The organism is Streptomyces purpurogeneiscleroticus, from assembly GCF_020024005.1.
Lineage (GTDB): Bacteria > Actinomycetota > Actinomycetes > Streptomycetales > Streptomycetaceae > Streptomyces > Streptomyces purpurogeneiscleroticus.
Genome location: NZ_NHSG01000121.1, coordinates 1 through 19,715, shown reverse-complemented (window position 1 = coordinate 19,715; position 19,715 = coordinate 1). Strand labels below are relative to the sequence as shown.

The window sequence follows — 19,715 nt, the reverse complement described above, 5'->3', positions numbered from 1 at the left end:
GCACGACCCCCGATCCCGCGCCCACCGGCCGCCCCGGAAAGCGCGCCGCCATCGACTGCGCGGCCCGCACCGTCTTCGGGAGGGAGGGCTACAGCCGGGCCAGCGTCGACGCCATCGCCGCCGAGGCCGGGGTCTCCAAGCGCACGATCTACAACCACCACCAGGACAAGGAGCACCTCTTCCTCGCCGTCGTGCAGCAGAGCTCCCAGGCCGTCGCCGCACACCAGGAGGAGGTCATCGACCACCACCTGGGCGACCCCGGGGCCGACCCGACCGCCGCGCTCACCGCCCTGGGCCGCGCGCTGGCCGTTCCGCAGACCGAATTCGAGAGCCACTTCGCCCTGGTCCGCGTGATCTTCGCCGAGGCCCCGCACCTGCCGCCGCACGTCATCGAGAGCTGGCGCGGCACCGGCCCCGGCCGGGTGCGCGCCCGGCTGGCCGAGCGGCTCGGCGGACTGGTGAAGGCCGGCGCGCTGCGCGACAGCACCACCCCGGAGACCCTGGCCGTCCACTTCACCCAGCTGGTGACCTCGGAGGTGTACGAGCGCTCCCTGCACGGTGCGCTGCCGCTGCCGGCCGACGAGACGGCGGCGCTGGTCGAGTCCGGCGTCGCGGCCTTCCTCGCCCTGCACGGCCCCGCCTCCTGAGCAACGGGCCGAGCCGCGGGACGGGCTCAACCTAGGTGCTATCAACCGTTCCGCGCGGCCGCTCGCGTGCCACTGTGCTCTGGGCAGCGCCCGAGGGGCGCATCGACGGGGGAATCATGCCCGTATTCCGTCATGCGCACGGGCGGTACCGCAGCGCCGCGGCCGCCGTCCGCACCCTCCTCGCAGCCCGCGTCCACCCGCGAACTTCAGGAGGAGCCCGTGTCACAGACGGTCAGGTCACTCCCCCATCCGTCACCGGCCCGCCCCGGCCCGCCGCCGCTCACCGCGCAGCCGGCCGGGCCGTGGCGGGTACTCGTCGTCGAGAACGACGCCCGCACCGCCCAGACCCTCACCCGCAGCCTGGAGCGCCACGGCCACCAGGTCAGGACCGCCGCGACCGGCGCCGCGGCGCTGCGCGAGCACCACCACGCCGATGTGATCCTGATCGACCTGGAACTTCCCGACGTGGACGGGCTGGAGATCTGCCGGTCCATCACCGCCGTGTGCGACACCCCGCTGCTCGCGGTCACCGCCCGGGACAGCGAGGTCGACCGGGTGCTCGGGCTCCAGGCCGGCGCCGACGACTACCTGGTGAAGCCCTACGGATTCCGCGAACTGCTGGCCAGAATGGGCGCGGTGATGCGCCGGGCCCGCCCCGCGGCCACGGCCGGCGCGGTCCTGCAGCTGGGGCCGCTCGTCGTTGAGCAGACCACCCGTACCGTACGGCTGCACGGCCGGCCCGTCCCGCTCACCCGCAAGGAGTTCGACCTGCTGCTGCTCCTGGCCTCCCGGCCCGGTGCCGTGGCCACCCGGCGGCAGATCCTCCAGCAGGTCTGGCAGGACACCGACACACCGCGCAGCCGCACGCTGGACACCCACGTCAACGGGCTGCGCCGCAAGCTCGGCTCGGGCGACTGGATCGTCACCGTGCGCGGTGTCGGTTTCCGGCTCGGCCAGCCCTGGAACTCCCCCTCCCCGGCGAAGTGAGGACACCCGCATGACCCCTACCGGTACCGGCCTCACCGCCCGCCGCGGTTGCCGCCGGCCCGCCACGCCTGCCGTCCGCACATGTGCGAGCGCCGCCCGTACGCCCCTGACGAGCACGGTACGGCGCCGGCCACGCGGCACAGCGGGCGGACGGCCACGCGGCGGACCGGACCGTGAAGCCGCCTATCCGGATGAGGCGGACGCCCGTTCGTCCGCTTCCGGGCGGACCGGGACGGGCCGGGCGCCGGTCCGCCGGCCGCGCGGGGCGGCGAGGACGCAGGCGCCCAGCGCCCCGGCCAGGCAGACCACCCCCGCCACCCACAGACCGCTGCGCGCACCGGCGGCACCGGCCAGCCAGCCGGTCAGCAGCGCGCCGATGGGCGTGGTGCCCTGGTAGATCACGGTGTAGAGGGCCATGACGCGGCCGCGGTAGGCGGACTCGGTGCCCAGCTGTATGCGGTGGTTGGCCGCCTGCGAGAACACGATCATGGCGAAGCCGGTCACGGCCAGGGAAAGCAGCGCGACGGGGAAGGTGGGCGCCAGCCCGGAAGCGATCTCCGCGACGCCGAAGGCCACCGCCGCGGCCAGCACGACGCGCTGCCGCGGCCGGCCCCGGCGCACGGTGGTGACCAGCGCCGCCACCAGCGAGCCGGCCGCCATCGCCGCGGTCAGCAGCCCGAAGGTGCCGGGCCCGGTGCCGAAGACCGTTCTGGCCAGCAGCGGCAGCGTGACCTGGAAGTTGAAGCCGACCAGCGCCAGCAGGGCCACCAGCGCGAGCGGCAGCAGCAGGTCGCGCCGCGCGGCGACGTACCGCAGTCCGGCCACGACGCCGCCGCGGGCCGCCCGGGCGGTGCCCCGGTACAGCTCCTGCGGGCGCATCCGCGCCAGCGCGACCACCGTGCCCAGATAGCTGACGGTGTTGAGCAGCAGCACCGCCGGGGCGCCCCACACGCTGATGAGCGCGCCCGCGGCGGCGGGCCCCAGCACCCGGGCCGTGTTGAAGTACGCGGCGCTCAACGCCGAGGCATTCGGCAGCAGTTCACCGCCGACCATCTCGCTGACGAAGGACATCCGCGCCGGGATCTCCACCGCGTTGACCACGCCCAGGCCCGCCGCGCAGCCGATGATGTGCCACAGCCGCAGCCCGCCGCCGATCGCCACGGCCGCCAGCAGGCAGGCCAGTACCGCCGAGGCGAGATTGGCCGCCAGCAGCAGCCGGCGCTTGTCGTACCGGTCCGCCAGCCGGCCGCCCAGCAGCGTCAGCAGCAGGACGGGCGCGAACTGGGCCGCCGTGACCGCGCTGAGCGCGGCGGCCGAATCCCCGGTCAGCCGCAGCACGAGCCAGTCCTGCGCGGTGAACATCATCCAGGTGCCGGTCACCGAGGCGAGCTGGCCCAGCGTGAACAGCCGGAAGTTGCGCACCCGCAGCGACGCCGTCATGCCGCGCAGTACGGCGCCGCCGCTCATCGCGCGCCCGCTTCGGCGCGCGCCACGCACTCCTCCAGGAACGCGAGGACGCCCAGGTGGTAGCCGCGCGCCGTCCGCCCCAGGCTGATGTTGTGGCCCGCGCAGGCCAGCCGTTCGACGCGGACGAGGGGCGAGGCCAGCCGGGCCGTCATCGCCTCCACCGTCCACCGGTCGGACCGCCACCACTTCTCGTGCTCGGCGAAGGTGAAGCGCACCGGCACCCGGACGTCACGGGCCACCGACGGATAGGTACGCGGCCAGCACGGCACGTCCCGCAGCTCGTTGCGGGGTATCGGGCCCACCAGCGGCTCGGCCATCCGGAAGGTGCCCGGCGGGTACAGGGCCAGCGGGCCCCAGTGCAGCCGGTGGCCGCGGCGGCCGGCGGGGTCCGCCAGCCGGTCGGAGCCGACGGCCCAGCGGTCGCTGATGCCGGACACATCGACGCCGAGCAGCCGCCGCGCGCCCGCGCCGGCGCCGTCACGGGCCGCGGTCATCAGAGCGAGCTTCCCGCCCATCGAGTGCCCCAGCAGGAAGAAGCCCGCCCCCACCGGGTGTTCGCGCGCGTAGCTCTCCAGGGCCGCCAGGACATACCCGGCCTGCTCGGCCAGCGACAGGCCGTCGGGCAGCGCTGCCGCCGAACTCCCGTACCCGGGCCGGTCCAGCGCGAGCGCCGCGTACCCGCAGGAGGCCGCGAGCGAGAGCATCGAGGTGGCCGGGTCGGCCCGGCCGTGGAAGTAGCCGGCCCGCATCCCGCCGCCGTGCAGCGCGACGAGCACGGCGCGCGGCGGGGCGGCCGGCAGGGCGAGCAGGCCGGACAGGCGGAGCGGGCCCGCCTCGACCTCGACGGCACGGACCGGATCGTCCGGCGGGGTGGGCGGTGCCTCGGGCGGCAGCAGCTGGGGCATGGAAGTACTCCAAGTCGGGTGGGTGCCCGGCGGTGGCAGGGAAGAGGGGGGAGCAGAGGCGGACGTGCGCGGGCGGGCGCCGGGGAAGCGGCGCCCGCCCGGGATGCGGCCGGTCAGTCCGTACCGCGGATGATGTGCGGTTCGGCGTCGAAGTCGTCCTCGGCTTCGAGGGGCGGCAGCTGCCACCCGGCCCGCGGCGGGCCGGTGTCCTCGACGGTACCGGGCGCTTCCTGTGTCACGGTCACGGTGTTTCCTCCTCGTACGGCACGGCGCTACGCGGCCAGTTCCTGCCAGCTGCGCGGACCGGGGCCGCGCTCGGCGCGCTCCAGCCGGCGCCAGCGCGCGGTGGCGGGCCGGACCGGCGCGGGCTCTTCGGGAGCGGCGGCCATGACCCGGAGCAGGACGGCGGTGACGGCCGCCAGCTCCTCGGGGGTGGGCGAGCCCTTCTCCACACGGATCACGTCGCGTGCTTCGCTCACTCGGTACTCCTTACTGGGGCGGGTTGCCGTGCTTGCGGGAGGGCAGGCCGGCGTGCTTGCTGCGCAGCATCGCCAGCGACCGGGCGATGACCTGGCGCGTGCTGCGCGGGTCGATGACGTCGTCCACCAGGCCGCGCTCGGCGGCGTAGTAGGGGTGCATCAGCTCTTCGCGGTACTCGCGGATCTTCTGGGCGCGGGTCTCCTCCGGGTCGGCGGAGGCGGCGATCTCCCGGCGGAAGATGACGTTGGCCGCGCCCTCCGCGCCCATCACGGCGATCTCGTTGCTCGGCCAGGCCAGCGCGAGGTCGGTGCCGATCGAGCGGGAATCCATGACGATGTACGCGCCGCCGTACGCCTTGCGCAGTACCAGGGAGATCCGCGGGACCGTGGCGTTGCAGTACGCGTACAGGAGCTTGGCGCCGCGCCGGATGATGCCGTTGTGCTCCTGGTCGACCCCGGGCAGGAAGCCGGGCACGTCCACGAGCGTGACGAGGGGGATGTTGAAGGCGTCGCAGAACTGCACGAAGCGCGCCGCCTTCTCGCTGGCCTCGATGTCCAGGACGCCGGCGAAGTGGGCGGGCTGGTTGGCGACGATGCCGGCCACCTCGCCGTCGAAGCGGGTCAGCGCGCACACGATGTTGGCCGCCCACCCCGGGTGCACCTCGAAGTACTCGCCGTCGTCGGCGATCTCCTCGATCACGGCGCGGATGTCGTACGTGCGGCCCGGCTCGGCGGGGACCACGTCCAGCAGGTCCTCGCACGAGCGGTCGACGGGGTCGTTGGCCGGTGCGGAGGGCGGCAGTTCGCGGTTGTTGGACGGCAGCAGCGAGAGCAGGTAGCGGACCTCTTCGAGGCAGGTCCGCTCGTCGTCGTACGCGAAGTGGGCCACGCCGGAGGTCTCGGCGTGCACATCGGCGCCGCCCAGCCCGTTCTGGGTGATCTCCTCGCCGGTCACCGCGCGGACCACGTCCGGGCCGGTGATGAACATCTGCGAGGTGTCCCGGACCATGAAGACGAAGTCGGTCAGGGCGGGCGAGTAGGCAGCGCCGCCGGCGCAGGGGCCCAGCATGACGCTGATCTGCGGGATGACGCCGCTCGCCTTGGTGTTGCGCTGGAAGATGCCGCCGTACCCGGCGAGCGCGGAGACGCCTTCCTGGATACGGGCACCCGCGCCGTCGTTCAGCGACACCAGGGGCGCACCGGCCTGGAGGGCCATGTCCATGATCTTGTGGATCTTCTGCGCGTGGGCCTCGCCGAGCGCGCCGCCGAAGATCCGGAAGTCGTGCGCGTAGACGAAGACGGTACGGCCGTGGACGGTGCCCCAGCCGGTGATCACACCGTCGGTGTAGGGCTTCTTGTTCTCCAGGCCGAAGCCGGTCGCGCGGTGCCGGCGCAGCGGCTCGACCTCCGTGAACGAGCCCTCGTCCAGGAGCAGTTCGATGCGTTCGTGCGCGGTGAGTTTGCCCCGGGCGTGCTGGCGTTCGGTGGCGGCCGGATCCGGTCCCTGGCGGGCCATCTCCTTGAGCGTTTCCAGCTCCGCCAGGTGGGCCTCGGGCGGCAGCACGGTCGGGGTGACATCGGTGACGGTCACTGAGATCTCCTCTTGCGGTCGGTGGGGTACGTCGGGCCACGTGCCGCGCCGGTCAGGCGGCGGACGACAGGGCCGGGATGCCGGTGGCGGCCGGCACGGACGCGCCGCCGGGAAGCAGTACGGCAGTGGGCAGCCGGTGCACGGCGCGGGGCGCCTCGGCCGCGCCCCGGTAGGCGATCGCACCGTCGTGGTGCGGACCGCAGTCGAGGTCCAGGACGGACCAGCCCGGCGGGCGCCGCGGGACGTCGGCGCCGAGGTAGTCGGCGGCCGGCGAGCGGCTGAGCCCGGTGCCCAGGGCCTTGAGGTACGCCTCCTTGCGCGTCCAGACGCGGCCGAAGGCGGCGCAGTGCCCGGGCGGCGGTACCTCCTCGATCTCGGCCCGTTCGGCCGGGTGGAGCGAGGGGGTGCACACCTCGACGGTGCCGGGGCGCGGGCGGCGCTCGACGTCGGCACCGACGGTCGCGTCGGCGACGGCGACGAGCACCATGCCGCTGCTGTGCGAGAGCGAGAAGTGCAGCGGCGGGTCGGGGTGGGCCACGGCGGGGCGCCCGTGGGGGTCGCCGCAGCCGGGACACGGTTCGCGGACGAACGGCACCTGTTCCGGGGCGAGTCCGAGGTAGTGGCCGAGGACCCGGCGCAGGGCGATGTGTGCCGAGGCGTACAGCACGCCGTCGTGGGGCCGGGTGAAGGAGCGGCCGCGGGCCTGTTCGCGCGCGTCCAGTTCCGAGCTGTCGAGCAGTGGTCCGAGCTGGTCGGGGCGGGGCAGGCGGAGCAGCCAGGCGTCGAGGAAACCGTTCATGCGTGCTGCCTGACTCTGTGGCCGTGACCGGTGCCGTGGCCATTTCCGTGGCCGTTTCCGTGGCCTTCGGGGCCGAGCTGGCCGGCGAGGCAGTCGATGAGCTCCTGGGCGCTGTTGGCCAGCAGCAGCATCTGGAGGTTCACCTCCACCTCCAGCGCGCGTTCGATGCGGTTCTGGAGCTGGAGGCCGGCGACGGAGCCGATGCCGAGGCTGTTCATCGTGCGGCCGGAGACGTCGATGTCGCGCGGGGCCACGAGGAGGACGCGGGCGAGTTCCCGGCGGACGTACGCGTCGATGATGCGGGTGCGCTCTTCGAGGGAGAGCGTGACCATCACGGACCGGCCGGGCACCGCGACCTCCGGCCCGAGCAGCGTGTCTTCCGTGTCGTCGTCGAACTCCCAGCCGTCGACGTCCCAGGCATCGACGTCCCAGGCGTCGAGTTCCCAGGCGTCGACGTCCCAGGCCATGCGGCTGTCTTGGACAGTCATCCGGATTCCTTCGGTGAGTGGCGGACGGTGGTGGGAGCGGCGAGGCCGGCCAGTGCCGTGACCACGCCGAGCAGGCCGACGGCGGCGACGAGCAGATGGGCGGAGCGGTGGTCCGGCGCTCCGGTGCCGGCCGTCAGCAGCGCCGCGGCCAGCGCCGGCATGAGCGCGGCACCGGCCTGGACGGCCGTCTGGTACGCCGCGCCCGCGACGGCCTTGTCGCTGTCGGCCGCCTCGGAGACGGCCTGGGTGTTCAGGGCGGTGAAGGCCAGCACGAAGCCGGTGCCCACCAGGAGGAGGCTGGGCAGCAGCCCGGTGACGTACGACGTGCTCTCCCGCAGCAGCAGGAGGTACCCGGCGAACGCGGCCAGGGAGCCGGCGGCGATGAGCGGCCGGGCCCCGAAGCGCTGGACCATCGCCCCGGAGTGCAGGGCGGTCAGGGCCAGCGGCAGGCTCGCGGGCAGGAAGGCCAGCGCCGTCTGCAGCGGACTGTGGCCGAGCTCGTCCTGCAGCTGCAGCGTGGCGATGAACAGCATGCCCAGGTAGGACCCGTTGAGGCAGGCGGCGCCCAGCGCCGACCTGCGCAGCGCGGCGCTGGTGCGTACGGAGGCGGGCAGCAGCGGGGCCGCCGCGCGGCGTTCCCGTACCACCAGCAGGACGTAGAGGACCGCGGCCGTCAGCAGCAGTCCGGCCGTGCGCGGACCGGTCCAGCCGTCGGTGGGTACGAGAGCGATCCCGCCGACGAGGGCCGCGGTGCCCGCGGTCAGCAGCAGGACCCGCGCCAGGGGCAGCGGCTGCCGCGCCGCCCCGGGTTCCTGCGCGGGGATGAGCCGCAGCCCGGCGACGAACAGCACGGCCACCACCGGCGCGGGGAAGGCCAGGGTGAAGCGCCAGTCCCAGCCGGTCAGCAGCCCGGAGAGCAGCAGGCCCGTGGCGAAGCCGCTGGCCCCGAAGAGCGTGTACACGGAGATCGCGCGCCGCCGCACCGGGCCTTCGGGGAAGACGGACATGATGATGGCCAGCCCCATCGGCGCCGTCAGCGCGGCGCAGCCGCCCTTGACGAAGCGGGTGGCCACCAGGAGTACCGGGTCGGTGGCGATGCCCGCGACGAGGGACGCGACGGCGAAGACGGCCAGCGCGGTCAGGTACAGGCGCCGCCTGCCCCAGCGGGCGGCCAGCCGCGGTCCGAGCAGCAGCAGACCGGCGAAGCCCAGGGCGAAACCGCTCATGGTCCACTGCGTGCCGGCCGGCGCCAGGTGCAGGTCGGCGCCGATGGCGGGCGCCGCCACGACCAGTACGGACACCTCCAGGGCGTCGATGAGCATATTGCCGGCGAGGACGGTCAGCAGGCCCCACCGCCGCGTGCCGGCGGCGGCCGCGGCGGGGCGGGGCACGGAAGGAGTCGTAGACGTCATGGTGGTCTTCCCGGTGGGAGAGGTGGCTGGTCCTGGGGGCGCGGGGGCCGGACGTCCGGGCGTCCGGACCCCGCGGCCGGAGAGGGCGGCCGCGCCGGCCCGTCCGGTTCAACCCAGCAGGGTGCCGCCGCTGGCGTCGAGGAAGGCGCCGGTGACCCAGCGGGCGTCGTCGGTGGCGAGGAAGGTGACGACGTCGGCGACGTCCTCGGGCTCACCGACCCGGTTGAACGCGGAGAGCTGTGCCATCTGCTCGACCGCCTCGGGGATGTCGAACACCGGGTTGCCGTTGCGGGTGATGCCCGGCGCGACGCTGTTGACGGTGATGTTGCGCGGCCCCAGGAGCTTGGCGAAGTGCAGCGCGAGCTGCTCGACCGCGCCCTTGGTCATCGCGTAGGCGATCTCCTCGGGGTTGGCGAAGTGGGTCAGCCCGGAGGAGATGTTGATGATGCGGCCGCCGTCCGGCATGTTCTTCAGCGCCCGCCGGATGAGGAAGAACGGCGCCTTGGCGTTGACGGCGACCAGCCGGTCGAACTTCTCCGGGGTGGTGTCGTCGACGGAGACGCCGCCCATCTCGCCCGCGTTGTTGACCAGGATGTCCAGGTCGGTGGTGCCGGTCCGCTCCTTCAGGCCGGCCTCCAGCGCGAGGAACAGCTCGTGCACGTCGCCGGGCACGCCCAGCTCGGCGCGGACCGTGAAGGCCCGGCCGCCCTCCGTCTCGATGAGCGCGACGGTCTCGGCGGCCGCCTCCTTGTTGCTCGTGTAGTGCACGGCGACCAGCGCGCCCTCGCGCGCCAGCCGCACGGCGGTGGCCCGCCCCATGCCCCGGCTGGAGCCGGTGACCAGCGCCGTCTTTCCGTTGAGCCTGCCCATGGTGTTCCCTCCCTGCGCGGCCGCGGACGCGGCCGGGTTCGTCAGTGGTGCGGCCGGCCCGGTGAGGCCGAACCAGCGGTACAGCGCGGCGTCCAGGCCGTCAGTCGTCCGTCCCGTCCACACGAGGTGGCCGTCGGGCCGGACCAGGACGGCGCCGGCCCCGGCCAGCGGGTGGTCGTCCGCGCCGCCGGCCAGGCGGGCGGAGAGCACGGTGACCCGGTCCTCACGGCCCGCGGCGGCCCGGTGCAGCGGCGCTTCGGCGTCCTGCTCGCCGGACAGGTCCAGCAGCAGGCCGCGGCCGGTGCGCAGCAGGGCCGCCGCGGTGGTGGCGCTGCCGTCGGCGCGGAGCAGCGGGGTGTGCGGAAGCCGGGCGCCCAGCAGCGGGTGGCCGCCGGTGCCGACGTCGTACCGGACGTCCAGGCCGGAGATCATGCCCGCCAGGTGGGCGCGTACCGGCTCCTTGGCGATCAGCTCGGCCAGTACGGAGCGCACCGCCTCCACCTCGGGGCCGCCCAGCAGCAGCCTGGCCTGCGCCTGGATGTTGGACCGCACACGGGCGCCGACCGCGTGCCGTTCGTCGTGGTAGCTGTCCAGCAGGCCCTCGCTGCCGAGCCTGCGGACCTGGATGGCGAGTTTCCAGCCGAGGTTGACCGCGTCCTGGAGCCCCAGGTTCAGCGCCTGCCCGCCGATGGGCATCTGCTGGTGCGCGGCGTCACCGGCCAGCAGGACGCGCCCGTCGCGGTAGGCGGTGGCCTGCCGGTCGGCGTCGCCGAAGGAGTTGACCCACAGCGGGGTGCCGCCGCTGATGTCCTCCCCCGTGACCCGCTCCCAGACCGCCGCGACCTCGGCGAAGTCCGGTTCGCCGGTGCGCGTGCCGGCCGGCCGGCCGAACTCGTGCACCATGACGCGGGTGACGCCGTCGTCCCGCCGGGCGGCGATGGCCAGCCCCTTCTCCAGCCGTTCGAAGCGCCGGTTCGGGATGTCCAGCCCCGCCACGTCCGCGCGCAGCAGCTCGCGGACGGCGTCCCGGCCGGGGAAGTCGGCGCCGGTCAGCCGGCGCACGGTGCTGTTCTCGCCGTCGCAGCCGACGACGCACAGCGCCGACAGGGTGACGGTGGATCCGTCCTCCTTCACCGACTCGGCCTCGACGCGGTCGTCGAGGACCGACAGGCCGCGGACCTCGTGCCCGCGGCGTACGTCGGCGCCGAGCGACCGCGCCCACTTCTCCAGCAGTTCCTCGGTGCGGTGCTGGAGCACCTTCCACTGGCCAGGGTGGCTGCTGTCGAGGGTCAGGTCCAGGGGGATGCCGCCGAAGTGGCCGCGCGGTTCGCGGGGCGGGGTGCCCAGCTCTTCCAGCAGGCCGCGGGAGTCGAGGATCTCCATGGTGCGGGCGTGCAGGGTGGAGGCCCGCGACTCGGTGGTGGGGGCCGTGCGTGCTTCCAGCACGACGACGTCCGCACCGCCCAGCCGCAGTTCCCCGGCGAGCATCAGCCCTACGGGACCGGCCCCGACGACGATGACCTGGGTGTCCAGTGCGGCCATCTCAGCGTCGCGCCTCGGCGTGGTCCTTGGCGTGGCCCAGCGTGGCCCGGCTGTTGGTGCTGAGCGCGGTGCGCACGTACTCCCTGGCCTCGGCGACGCCGGCCTCGGGGCCGAGGATCTTCGTGATGTTCTCGGTGTTCAGGACGACCGTGTGCTGCGAGGTCGCGGACACACCGTCAGCGGTCTCCTCGAACGTCCACCGGCCGGTGTGCAGGGTCATCAGCGCCGGCAGCGTGACCTGCTTGTAGGCGATCTTGTGGTGCGGGAAGCAGACCCGGTACGACTTCGTGGTGTGCGTGGAGCCGTCCTTGGCGCGGGTGTCCATCTCCAGGCTCTGCAGCCCGGGGGTGTCCTCCTCCAGGCGTACCGAGGCCACGTGCGGGAGCCGCTCCTGCCAGAGGTGCGCCTCGTTGATGAAGTCGTACGCGTCCTTGGCGGAGCCCGCGATGTGGACCGTGTCCTCGAAGGAGAAGGTCAGGTCCGCCGAGGCGTGGGCCAGTTCGACGTTGGTCTTCAGCGCGGCCAGCTCCGAGCGGGAGTTGCGGTCGACGGCCTGGTCGATCCACTCCAGGGAGGCCGGGTCGTCGTCGATCGCGCGGTAGTCGTGCAGCAGCCGGATCCGGGACTCGTCCGCGCCGAGCGCCTCGATGATCCAGGTGCCGCCCATGGCCGCGACCGGCGGCGCCGACACCTCCTGGCGGAAGGTGATCCGCAGCGCCTCGGGGTCGAGGGTGCGGCGGGACGTCCAGTTCTTGGCCTCGCCGTTGGCGGTGGCCCAGATCCGGATGCGCTCCTCGTTGGCGCCCTGCTCGACGTGGTCGACGTAGAGGGTCGGCGGGAAGATGCGGGGCCAGTTCTCCACCTCGGCGAGCAGGCGGTAGACCTCGGCGGCGGGGGCCTGCACGGTGATCTCGTGCTCGACCTCACGGACCGTCATGTTGAACTCCTTGGGAAGCCTTGGAAAGCCTTGGAAAGACGAAGCGGGGGATCAGAAGTTGCCGAGGCCGCCGCAGACGTTGAGCGCCTGCGAGGTGATGGAGGCGGCGGTGTCGGAGGCGAGGTAGCCGACCAGTCCGGCGACCTCCTCCGGGGTGGAGTAGCGGCCCAGCGGGATCTTGGACTGGAACTTCTCGAGGATGGCGTCCTCGGTGGCGTTGTACGCCTCGGCGTAGCCCTGGCGGACGCGCTGGGCCATCGGGGTCTCGACGTAGCCGGGGCACACGGCGTTGACGGTGATGCCGGTCGGGGCCAGCTCGTTGCCGAGGGCCTTGGTGAAGCCGACGACGCCGTGCTTGGAGGCCGAGTACGGAGCACCGAGGACGACGCCCTGCTTGCCGGCCGTGGAGGCGATGTTGATGATGCGGCCGCGGCTCTTGTGGCGCATCCGGCCGGTGTTGAGCACCTCGCGGGTCATGCGGAAGACGCTGTTGAGGTTGGTGTCGATGACGTCGTGCCACAGCTCGGTGGCGATGTCGGCGGTCACGCCGCCGCCGCTGCGGCCGGCGTTGTTGACCAGGACGTCGACGCTGCCGTGGCGGTCGACAGCGGCCTGCACGAAGGCGTGCACGCTCTCGTCGTCGCGGACGTCCAGCTCGGCGCCGTCGGCCTCGATGCCGTCCTCGCGCAGCTGCTTGACGGTCCGCGCCACGTTCTCGGCGTTGCGGGCGCCGAGGAAGACGGTGTGGCCCTGCTCGCCCAGCAGGCGCGCTGCGGCCAGACCGATGCCGCTGGTGCCGCCGGTGATGAGGGCGAGGCGTCCGGTGGTACGGGACATGAAGGGACTCCTTGTGTCAGGGCCCGGCCGGTGCCGGGAGGGGAGAGAGGGACCGGGGTCCGGGGCGGCCGCGGGTGAAGTGCGGCCGCCCCGGGTGCGGGATCAGGCCGCGGACAGGGCCAGGTGGGCGTTGACCGTCTCGATGAGCGCGCGCGGCGTGGCGGCGTCGGTCAGCGCCGAGTCGTCCAGCGTGATGCCCCACTCGCGCTCGATGCGGCCGCCGGTCTCCAGCAGGGCCAGGGACTCGTAGCCCAGCTCCTCGAAGTCGGTGTCGAGAATGTCGCCGTCCAGGTCGACGCCCTCGTCGGCGCCGGCGCCCTCCAGGAGGATGCGCTTGAGGTCGTCCAGGGTGAATACAGCAGACATGTGCGTTCCTTCGTGTTCGGATCATGGGTGTCCCGCGCCGTTGCGGGACACAGCGGGAGGTCAGCCGTCGGCGCGGAGCACCACGGCGGAGTTGAAGCCGCCGTGGCCGCGGGCCAGCACCAGCGCGGTGCGGACCTCGGCGGTGCGCGGCTGGCCGACGACCAGGTCGAGGTCGTAGGCCGGGTCGGGGTCGGTGTGCACGGTGGGCGGGATGAGGCCCTCGTCCATGGCCAGCAGGGCGGCGGCCACGTCCAGCGGCGCGGCGCCCGAGTACAGCCGGCCGGTCATGGTCTTCGGCGCGGTCACCGGGACGCCCCGGGCGCCGAAGACGGCGCGCAGCGCGTCCGCCTCGGCCCGGTCCAGCGCCACGGTCCCGGCGGCGTCCGCGAAGACCACGTCCACGTCCTGCGGGGCGCAGTCCGCCTCCTTCAGGGCCAGCTCGATGGCGCGGCGCAGCCCGGGCTCCCCGCCGGTGCCCGGCTTGGGGTCGAACGTCGCGGCGTATCCGACGAGTTCGCCGTAGATACGGGCGCCACGGGCGCGGGCCGCCTCGGTGTCCTCCATGACGAGGAGGGCCCCGCCCTCGCCCGGCACATGGCCGCCGGCGGCCGCGTCGAACGGGATGTAGGCGCGGTCGGGGTTGTCGCTGGTGGACAGGCGCCCGCTGGTGAGCTGGGCGGCCCAGCCCCAGGGGCAGATCGAGGCGTCCACGGCGCCGGAGACGATCAGCGGGGTGCCCTTGCGGATCTGGCGGCGGGCCTGGGCCAGCGCGTCGAGCCCGCCGGCCTGGTCGCTGACGAGGACGCCGCTGGGGCCCTTCATGCCGTTGCGGATGGAGATCTGCCCGCTGTTGACGGCGTAGAACCAGGCGAAGGACTGGTACGCGCTGACGTACTGGCTGCCCTGGCTCCAGAGCTTCCGGAGCTCGTTCTGGCCGAACTCGAAGCCACCGGAGGAGCTGGCGGTGATCACGCCCATGTCGAACTCGGGCTGCTCGCCGGGGACGATGCCGGCGTCGGCCAGCGCCCAGTCCGCCGCCACCAGCGCCATGCGGGTCATGTGGTCGGTCTGCGGGATCAGCCGGCTCGGCAGGTGGGCCTTGGCGTCGAAGCCGGGCACCTCGCCGGCCAGCGTCGCCGGGTAGGACGAGGCGTCGAAGCGGCTGACGCGGCCGATGCCGCTCTTGCCGATCCGGGTGGCCGCCCAGAAGTCCTGGGTGCCGAGCCCGTTGGGAGAGGCGACTCCCAGGCCGGTCACTGCCACGGAGGTGGTCATGCCTCGCTCCTCTCGGGCCGGGCGAGCACCATCGCGGACTGGAAGCCGCCGAAGCCGCTGCCCACGGTCAGCACGGCGTCGGTGCGCTGCTCGCGCGCGGTGACCGGGACGTAGTCCAGGTCGCATTCGGGGTCGGGGGTGTGCAGGTTGGCCGTGGGCGGGACGACGTGGTGCTCCATGGCCAGCGCGCTGGCGGCGATCTCGATGGAGCCGATGGCGCCCAGCGAGTGGCCCACCATGGACTTGATGGAGCTGACCGGCGTGGCGTAGGCGTGGTCGCCGAGGCTCTTCTTGAACGCGGCGGTCTCGTGGCGGTCGTTCTGCTTGGTGCCCGAGCCGTGCGCGTTGATGTAGTCGATGTCCTCGGCGTTCAGCCGGGCCTCGGCCATGGCCACGCGGATGGCCTCGGCCATCTCCGCGCCGTCCGGGCGCAGACCGGTCATGTGGTACGCGTTGGAGCGGGTGGCGTAGCCGGCGATCTCGGCGTAGATGTGCGCGCCGCGCGCCTGGGCCGCGGTCAGCTCCTCCAGGACGAAGAAGGCCGAACCCTCGCCCAGTACAAAGCCGTTGCGGGTGTTGTCGAAGGGCCGGGAGGCCGTCTCGGGGCTGTCCTGGCGGGGCGTGGTCGCCTTGATCGCGTCGAAGCACGCCATCGTGATGGGCGAGATCGGGGCGTCCGAGGAGCCGGCGATCATGACGTCGGCGCTGCCCTCGCGGATCAGCTCGACGGCGTGGCCGACCGAGTCGATGCCGGAGGTGCAGCCGGTGGAGACCACGGTGGCCGGGCCCTGCGCGCCGGTCGCCCAGGCGACCTCGGCCGCGAACGAGCTGGGGACGAGGTAGTCGTACAGGTGCGGTACGGCGTAGGTGTGGTCGACCAGGTCCAGCCGTCCGCCGTCGCTGACGGTGCGGTACTCGGTGTCCAGGCCCATGGTGGCGCCGACGGCGCTGCCGACCGTGACACCCGTGCGGAACGGGTCGAGCTGCTCGAACTCCAGGCCGCTGTCGCCGAGCGCCTCGCGGGCCGCGACGACGGCGAACTGGGCGGCCCGGTCCATCCGGCGGATTTCCTGGGGAGACAGGCCGTGCAGCTCGGGGTCGAAGTCGATCTCCGCCGCCACCCGGGAGCGGAAGGAGGAGGCGTCGAAGAAGGTGATGGCGCGGGTCGCGGTGCGGCCCTCGCTCAGCAGGCTCCAGAAGTTCTTGGTGCCGACACCGCCCGGGGCGAGGACCCCGATGCCGGTGATGGCCACGCGTCGGGCGCTCACGCGGACGCCTCCCAGTTGTAGAAGCGGGTCGCCATCGCGTCGGAGGGCGAGCGCCAGGTGGCCGGGTCGTACGCCTCGATGAAGGGCTTGAGGTCGTCGCTGATCTGCACGAAGCGGGGGTCGGTCTTCGCTTCCTCGATCAGCGCGCCGCCGTTGTCGGTGTCGAAGTCCTGCAGGTGGAAGTAGAGGCCGCGGTACGAGAAGAGCTGGCGGCGCCGCGTGCCCATGCGGTGGGGCATCTCGGTGCCGTCGAACTCCCCGAAGAGGCGGGCGACGTCCTCGGCGGACTGCGGGTTCATCCGCGCGACGATGAGGGTGCTGTGCATAGGTGGGATCTCCTTGTCGGCCGGTGGGAATCCGGCGCTGTGGGCGGGGCTCAGCGGGCGGGGCCGAACCACCGCTCCAGGGACATGGGCAGGTCGTCGTGGCTGCCGGGCGCGGCCCAGGCGACGTAGCCGTCGGGGCGGACCAGTACGGCGGTGGTGCCGGCCAGGTCGCTGCCCTCGGCCGGCGTGGCGGTGGCGGTGATGAGGTCGACGCGGTCCGACCAGCCGGCCGCGCGGCCGCGCAGGACGGGGTTGTCGGCCAGGTCGAGCAGGACGCCGCGGCCGGAGTGGAGCAGCGCGGTGCTGCCCGTGGTGCGGCCGTCGGGGCGGGTCAGTGCGAGGTCGGGCATCCGGCGGCCGAGCAGCGGATGGGTGCCGCCGCTGGTCTCGTACCGGATCTCCAGTCCGCTGACCATCGCGGCCAGGTGGCGGCTGACGTCCTCGTAGCCGATCAGCTCGTTCAGGACGTCGCGCAGCGGCTGGATCTCGGCGCCGGAGAGGAACAGCAGGCCCTGGGCCCGGGTGTTCATCAGCAGCCGCCGGCCCACCGCGTGCCGCTCCTCGTGGTACGTGTCCAGCAGGCTCTCGGGGGCGCGTCCCTGGGCCACGGCGGCCAGCTTCCAGCCGAGGTTGACCGCGTCCTGGATGCTGGTGTTCATGCCCTGGCCGCCGGCCGGCAGGTGGATGTGGGCGGCGTCGCCGGCGAGGACGACGCGGCCGCGGCGGTACTCGGTGACCTGGCGGGTGGCGTCCCCGAAGGAGCTGACCCAGACCGGCTCACCGTGCGAGATGTCCTGGCCGGTGACGCGCTTCCAGCCGGCGACGATCTCCTCGTAGGAGGGGGCGCTGGTGCGGCGCTGCGGCGGGGTGCCGCGCTCGCAGAGGATGAGGCGGGTGATGCCGCCGGGCAGCGGCCCGACCATCACCATGCCGCCGTCGTAGGTCTCGCCGATCATGCGCGGGTCCAGGTCCAGGCCCTTGACGTCGGCGAGGAACATCTCCAGCGTCGACGCGGTGCCGGGGAAGTCGAACCCCGCGGCCTTGCGGACGGTGCTGCGTCCGCCGTCGCAGCCGACCAGGTAGCCGGTGCGCAGCGTCTGCGTGTCCCCGCCGGGCGTACGGACGGTGACCTCCACCGCGTCGCCCTTGTCGAGGAAGGAGACCAATTCGTGGCCGCGGCGCAGGTCGGTGCCCAGCTCGCCCACCCACGCTTCCAGGACCGCCTCGGTCTGCGACTGCGGGATGGTCTTGGCGGCCTGGTGCGCGCCCTCCAGTACACCGAAGTCGACGGGCAGGCCGCCGAAGTGACCGACGTTGCTGGTCTCGATGTCACCGAAGCGGGGCAGCAGCCCGCGCTGGTCGAAGATCTCCATGGTGCGCGCGGTGAAGCCCAGGCCGCGGGACTCACCGGTCCGCTCGGGCAGGCGCTCCAGGACGATCACGTCGACCCCGGCGAGCCGCAGCTCTCCCGCGAGCATGAGGCCGGCCGGGCCGGCCCCCACAACTATCACTGCAGCGTCCATTGCCTCTTTCTCCTTGGGTGGGCGGGGTGTTCCGTCGCGCGCGACGGTTCGCGCCGGGGTCCGGCGGTCGGGGGCCGCGGTCACGCGTCGGCGAAGACCGGCAGCAGCGGGGCGGGAAAGACCCCGGTGCCGGCGGCGGTGGTCACCAGGCGGCGGCACAGGGTGGTGAGCCGGGCGACGCCTTCGGCGCCCAGGTGTGCGTACGGAGCGGCGTCCAGGCGGTCGGTGTCCCGCTCGACCTGTGCGCGCAGTTCCAGACCGCGGGCGGTCAGGGCACCCGCGGCGTCCAGCAGGCCGCGGTTGCGCAGCCGTTCCTCGGCGGCGGTCCAGTCCTCGTCGGTCCAGCCGCGCTTGGTCATCACGAAGGCACGGGGCATGCCCCCGGGCCCTGCGGAGTGCGAGACGAGCCCGTCCAGACCGGCCAGTCCCGCGAAGGTCAGTACCGCGAAGTGCCCGTCGCCCCGGTACTCCCGCAGCAGGGTCGCGGCGTGCCAGAGGGCCAGATGCGGCTGGTCCGGTACGGGGAGGTCGGCGTGGGCCGCGTACATCGGGCGGCCGGCCCGCTCACAGCCCTCGGCGGCGCGCAGGGCCAGCTCGGCGGCCTCGGCGGTCTCGGGCGCCTCGGCGATCTCCTCGCCCAGGCAGCGGCGCAGCGTCGTGTCGGCCGCGCGCAGCCGTTCCGCGAGCACCTTGGCGGGGGCCACGCGCTCCCACACAGCGGGGAAGTGCCCGGCGATCAGCCGGTGGTGGAAGCCGTTGGTGACGGCGGTGACGGCACCGGGGCCGACCGGGCCCAGAGCAGCGGTGCGGGCGGCGAAGTACCCGGCCATCGGGTCGTCGACGCCGTGCGCCGCCAGGTTCTCGTCGAGGTCGGGGGTGAAGTAGAGAAGCGAGTGAAGGGAGTTGAGGTAGAACTGGCAGCGGTTGGCGGGAGTGGCGTCGATGGTCACGGGCGCACCGCGCTGTGGTGGAGGTGGTAGCGGGTGTAGCCGATGGGCCGCACCCCGGGGAGGGCCTCGTAGGACGCGCGGGCCCGGCCGGAGCAGGCGTCCCGCAGGAAGGTCTCGTGGGCCTCGTCCGTGGTCCACTCCGCGTAGTTGAGCACCCGGGTGCCGTCCACGCTGGTGTGGAAGTGCGTAGCGAGCAAGCCGTCCTTCGCGTGCGGGCCTTCGCGCCCGACGGTGGCGACGATCTGCTCGACCACGTTGCGCTGGCACAGCGGGCCGTCGGTGTCGAAGGTCGCGGCGACCACGCAGCCGGGGGCGTCGGCGGTGGCGCCGTCCGGTACGAAGCTGCGGTACAGCCGGTACTCCACCGCCTCCGCGGACGCGGGCCCGGTCAGGGCGCGGGTGAAGGGACGGTAGGCGGCGGCGGACGCGCACTGGGCGTAGGTCAGCACGGTGTTGCCGTCCGTGCTCAGGTAGCTGCTGAAGGAGAGGATGTCGGCCGGCCACTCGGCGGTCTCCCACGCGGCGGTGACCTCGTCCAGGTCCTTCAGGGCCGTGGTGCGGTCCGGCACGTACCAGTGGCTGACGAACACCGCCGCGGTCCCGGCGTGGCGTATGTCCGGGAGGGTCGGGTGGCACAGCATTCTTTACTTCCCTCTCTCTTGGCGGTGGTCAAGGCTCCTGGCAGTGGTCCAGGAATTGCGCGACATGCGGTGAACCGGGCGACCGGCCGTAGCGGCCTCGGAAATTCGCTCCGGATTTCCCGGGAAAACACCGGGTTAATTCTTCTCGGCCGGCCGATCGGGTTTCCCTGGCGGCCGATATCTCTATTTTCGCCGCCCGAACGGTGCCACTCAAGGCATTCCGTGTCAGATGAATGTCAACTTGCGTCAGGTCTTCGCGACCGGAGCGGTACGGCTTTTCAGTCCTTGATTTCGCAGATGACGGCGCCGGCGGTGAGGGAGGCGCCGACCTCGGCGGTCAGGCCCTTGACGGTGCCGGAGCGGTGCGCGTTCAGCGGCTGCTCCATCTTCATGGCCTCCAGGACG

At 73.2% G+C, this 19,715-nt stretch carries 21 protein-coding genes; 2 read left to right on the top strand and 19 right to left on the bottom strand.

What is annotated here, in order from left to right; all coding sequences use genetic code 11:
* Together CCS38_RS06340 and CCS38_RS06335 are read left to right on the top strand one after the other, a co-directional pair.
* Positions 1-647: TetR/AcrR family transcriptional regulator (locus tag CCS38_RS06340; RefSeq protein ID WP_223732206.1), on the top strand; the 647-nt coding region annotated here is incomplete at its 5' end.
* A 219-nt stretch (positions 648-866) separates the two neighbouring features.
* Positions 867-1,634 carry a response regulator transcription factor gene (locus CCS38_RS06335; protein WP_223732205.1) on the top strand — a complete coding sequence of 256 codons (768 nt, stop codon included), beginning with the start codon at positions 867-869 and terminating at the stop codon, positions 1,632-1,634.
* A gap of 183 nt (positions 1,635-1,817) precedes the next feature.
* Here CCS38_RS06335 and CCS38_RS06330 read toward each other — a convergent pair whose 3' ends face one another.
* The 19 genes from CCS38_RS06330 to CCS38_RS06245 form a co-directional block, all read right to left on the bottom strand.
* Positions 1,818-3,101, bottom strand: a complete 1,284-nt coding sequence (locus CCS38_RS06330; RefSeq protein ID WP_223732204.1) for an MFS transporter — start codon at positions 3,099-3,101, stop codon at positions 1,818-1,820.
* Positions 3,098-4,006 (bottom strand): alpha/beta hydrolase, encoded by a 909-nt coding sequence (locus CCS38_RS06325; RefSeq protein WP_223732203.1) that lies wholly within the window; start codon positions 4,004-4,006, stop codon positions 3,098-3,100. Before CCS38_RS06325 ends, CCS38_RS06330 begins: the two co-directional genes overlap by 4 nt.
* 113 nt (positions 4,007-4,119) lie before the next feature.
* The gene (locus CCS38_RS35265; protein ID WP_263301759.1) at positions 4,120-4,251 is read right to left on the bottom strand and encodes a hypothetical protein; all 132 of its coding nucleotides are present in this window, start codon (positions 4,249-4,251) and stop codon (positions 4,120-4,122) included.
* A gap of 27 nt (positions 4,252-4,278) precedes the next feature.
* A complete protein-coding gene (locus tag CCS38_RS06320) occupies positions 4,279-4,485 on the bottom strand; it encodes an acyl-CoA carboxylase subunit epsilon (protein WP_223732202.1) in 207 nt (68 codons plus the stop codon).
* Between the two features lie 10 nt (positions 4,486-4,495).
* Positions 4,496-6,001: an acyl-CoA carboxylase subunit beta gene (locus tag CCS38_RS06315; RefSeq protein ID WP_223732208.1), complete on the bottom strand. Its 1,506-nt coding sequence runs from the start codon at positions 5,999-6,001 to the stop codon at positions 4,496-4,498.
* A gap of 127 nt (positions 6,002-6,128) precedes the next feature.
* Complete coding sequence (locus CCS38_RS35260; protein ID WP_263301758.1) at positions 6,129-6,875, bottom strand: 4'-phosphopantetheinyl transferase family protein; 747 nt, start codon at positions 6,873-6,875, stop codon at positions 6,129-6,131.
* Positions 6,872-7,363 carry an acyl carrier protein gene (locus CCS38_RS06305; RefSeq protein WP_223732201.1) on the bottom strand — a complete coding sequence of 164 codons (492 nt, stop codon included), beginning with the start codon at positions 7,361-7,363 and terminating at the stop codon, positions 6,872-6,874. Before CCS38_RS06305 ends, CCS38_RS35260 begins: the two co-directional genes overlap by 4 nt.
* Entirely contained in the window at positions 7,360-8,754 is a 1,395-nt protein-coding gene (locus CCS38_RS06300; protein WP_223732200.1) for an MFS transporter, read from the bottom strand. The genes CCS38_RS06305 and CCS38_RS06300 overlap by 4 nt, the downstream gene beginning before the upstream one ends.
* 129 nt (positions 8,755-8,883) lie before the next feature.
* The gene (locus CCS38_RS06295; RefSeq protein ID WP_223732199.1) at positions 8,884-11,187 is read right to left on the bottom strand and encodes an SDR family oxidoreductase; all 2,304 of its coding nucleotides are present in this window, start codon (positions 11,185-11,187) and stop codon (positions 8,884-8,886) included.
* A gap of 1 nt (position 11,188) precedes the next feature.
* Positions 11,189-12,124, bottom strand: coding sequence for an aromatase/cyclase (locus CCS38_RS06290; protein WP_223732198.1), 936 nt, complete (start codon positions 12,122-12,124; stop codon positions 11,189-11,191).
* A gap of 51 nt (positions 12,125-12,175) precedes the next feature.
* The gene (gene fabG, locus CCS38_RS06285) at positions 12,176-12,961 is read right to left on the bottom strand and encodes a 3-oxoacyl-ACP reductase FabG (protein ID WP_223732197.1); all 786 of its coding nucleotides are present in this window, start codon (positions 12,959-12,961) and stop codon (positions 12,176-12,178) included.
* Between the two features lie 102 nt (positions 12,962-13,063).
* The gene (locus tag CCS38_RS06280) at positions 13,064-13,327 is read right to left on the bottom strand and encodes an acyl carrier protein (protein WP_030265815.1); all 264 of its coding nucleotides are present in this window, start codon (positions 13,325-13,327) and stop codon (positions 13,064-13,066) included.
* Positions 13,328-13,387: 60 nt separating this feature from the next.
* On the bottom strand, positions 13,388-14,602 hold the full coding sequence (locus tag CCS38_RS06275) for a ketosynthase chain-length factor (RefSeq protein WP_223732196.1): 1,215 nt from the start codon (positions 14,600-14,602) through the stop codon (positions 13,388-13,390).
* Positions 14,599-15,870, bottom strand: coding sequence for a beta-ketoacyl-[acyl-carrier-protein] synthase family protein (locus CCS38_RS06270; RefSeq protein WP_223732195.1), 1,272 nt, complete (start codon positions 15,868-15,870; stop codon positions 14,599-14,601). Before CCS38_RS06270 ends, CCS38_RS06275 begins: the two co-directional genes overlap by 4 nt.
* Entirely contained in the window at positions 15,867-16,196 is a 330-nt protein-coding gene (locus tag CCS38_RS06265) for a TcmI family type II polyketide cyclase (RefSeq protein ID WP_030265807.1), read from the bottom strand. Before CCS38_RS06265 ends, CCS38_RS06270 begins: the two co-directional genes overlap by 4 nt.
* 50 nt (positions 16,197-16,246) lie before the next feature.
* Positions 16,247-17,719, bottom strand: coding sequence for an FAD-dependent monooxygenase (locus CCS38_RS06260; RefSeq protein ID WP_223732194.1), 1,473 nt, complete (start codon positions 17,717-17,719; stop codon positions 16,247-16,249).
* 80 nt (positions 17,720-17,799) lie between these two features.
* Entirely contained in the window at positions 17,800-18,669 is an 870-nt protein-coding gene (locus CCS38_RS06255; protein WP_223732193.1) for an SCO6745 family protein, read from the bottom strand.
* The gene (locus tag CCS38_RS06250) at positions 18,666-19,310 is read right to left on the bottom strand and encodes an antibiotic biosynthesis monooxygenase (RefSeq protein ID WP_223732192.1); all 645 of its coding nucleotides are present in this window, start codon (positions 19,308-19,310) and stop codon (positions 18,666-18,668) included. Before CCS38_RS06250 ends, CCS38_RS06255 begins: the two co-directional genes overlap by 4 nt.
* Positions 19,311-19,588: 278 nt before the next feature.
* Positions 19,589-19,715: acyl-CoA carboxylase biotin carboxyl carrier protein subunit (locus CCS38_RS06245; protein ID WP_223732207.1), on the bottom strand; the 127-nt coding region annotated here is incomplete at its 5' end.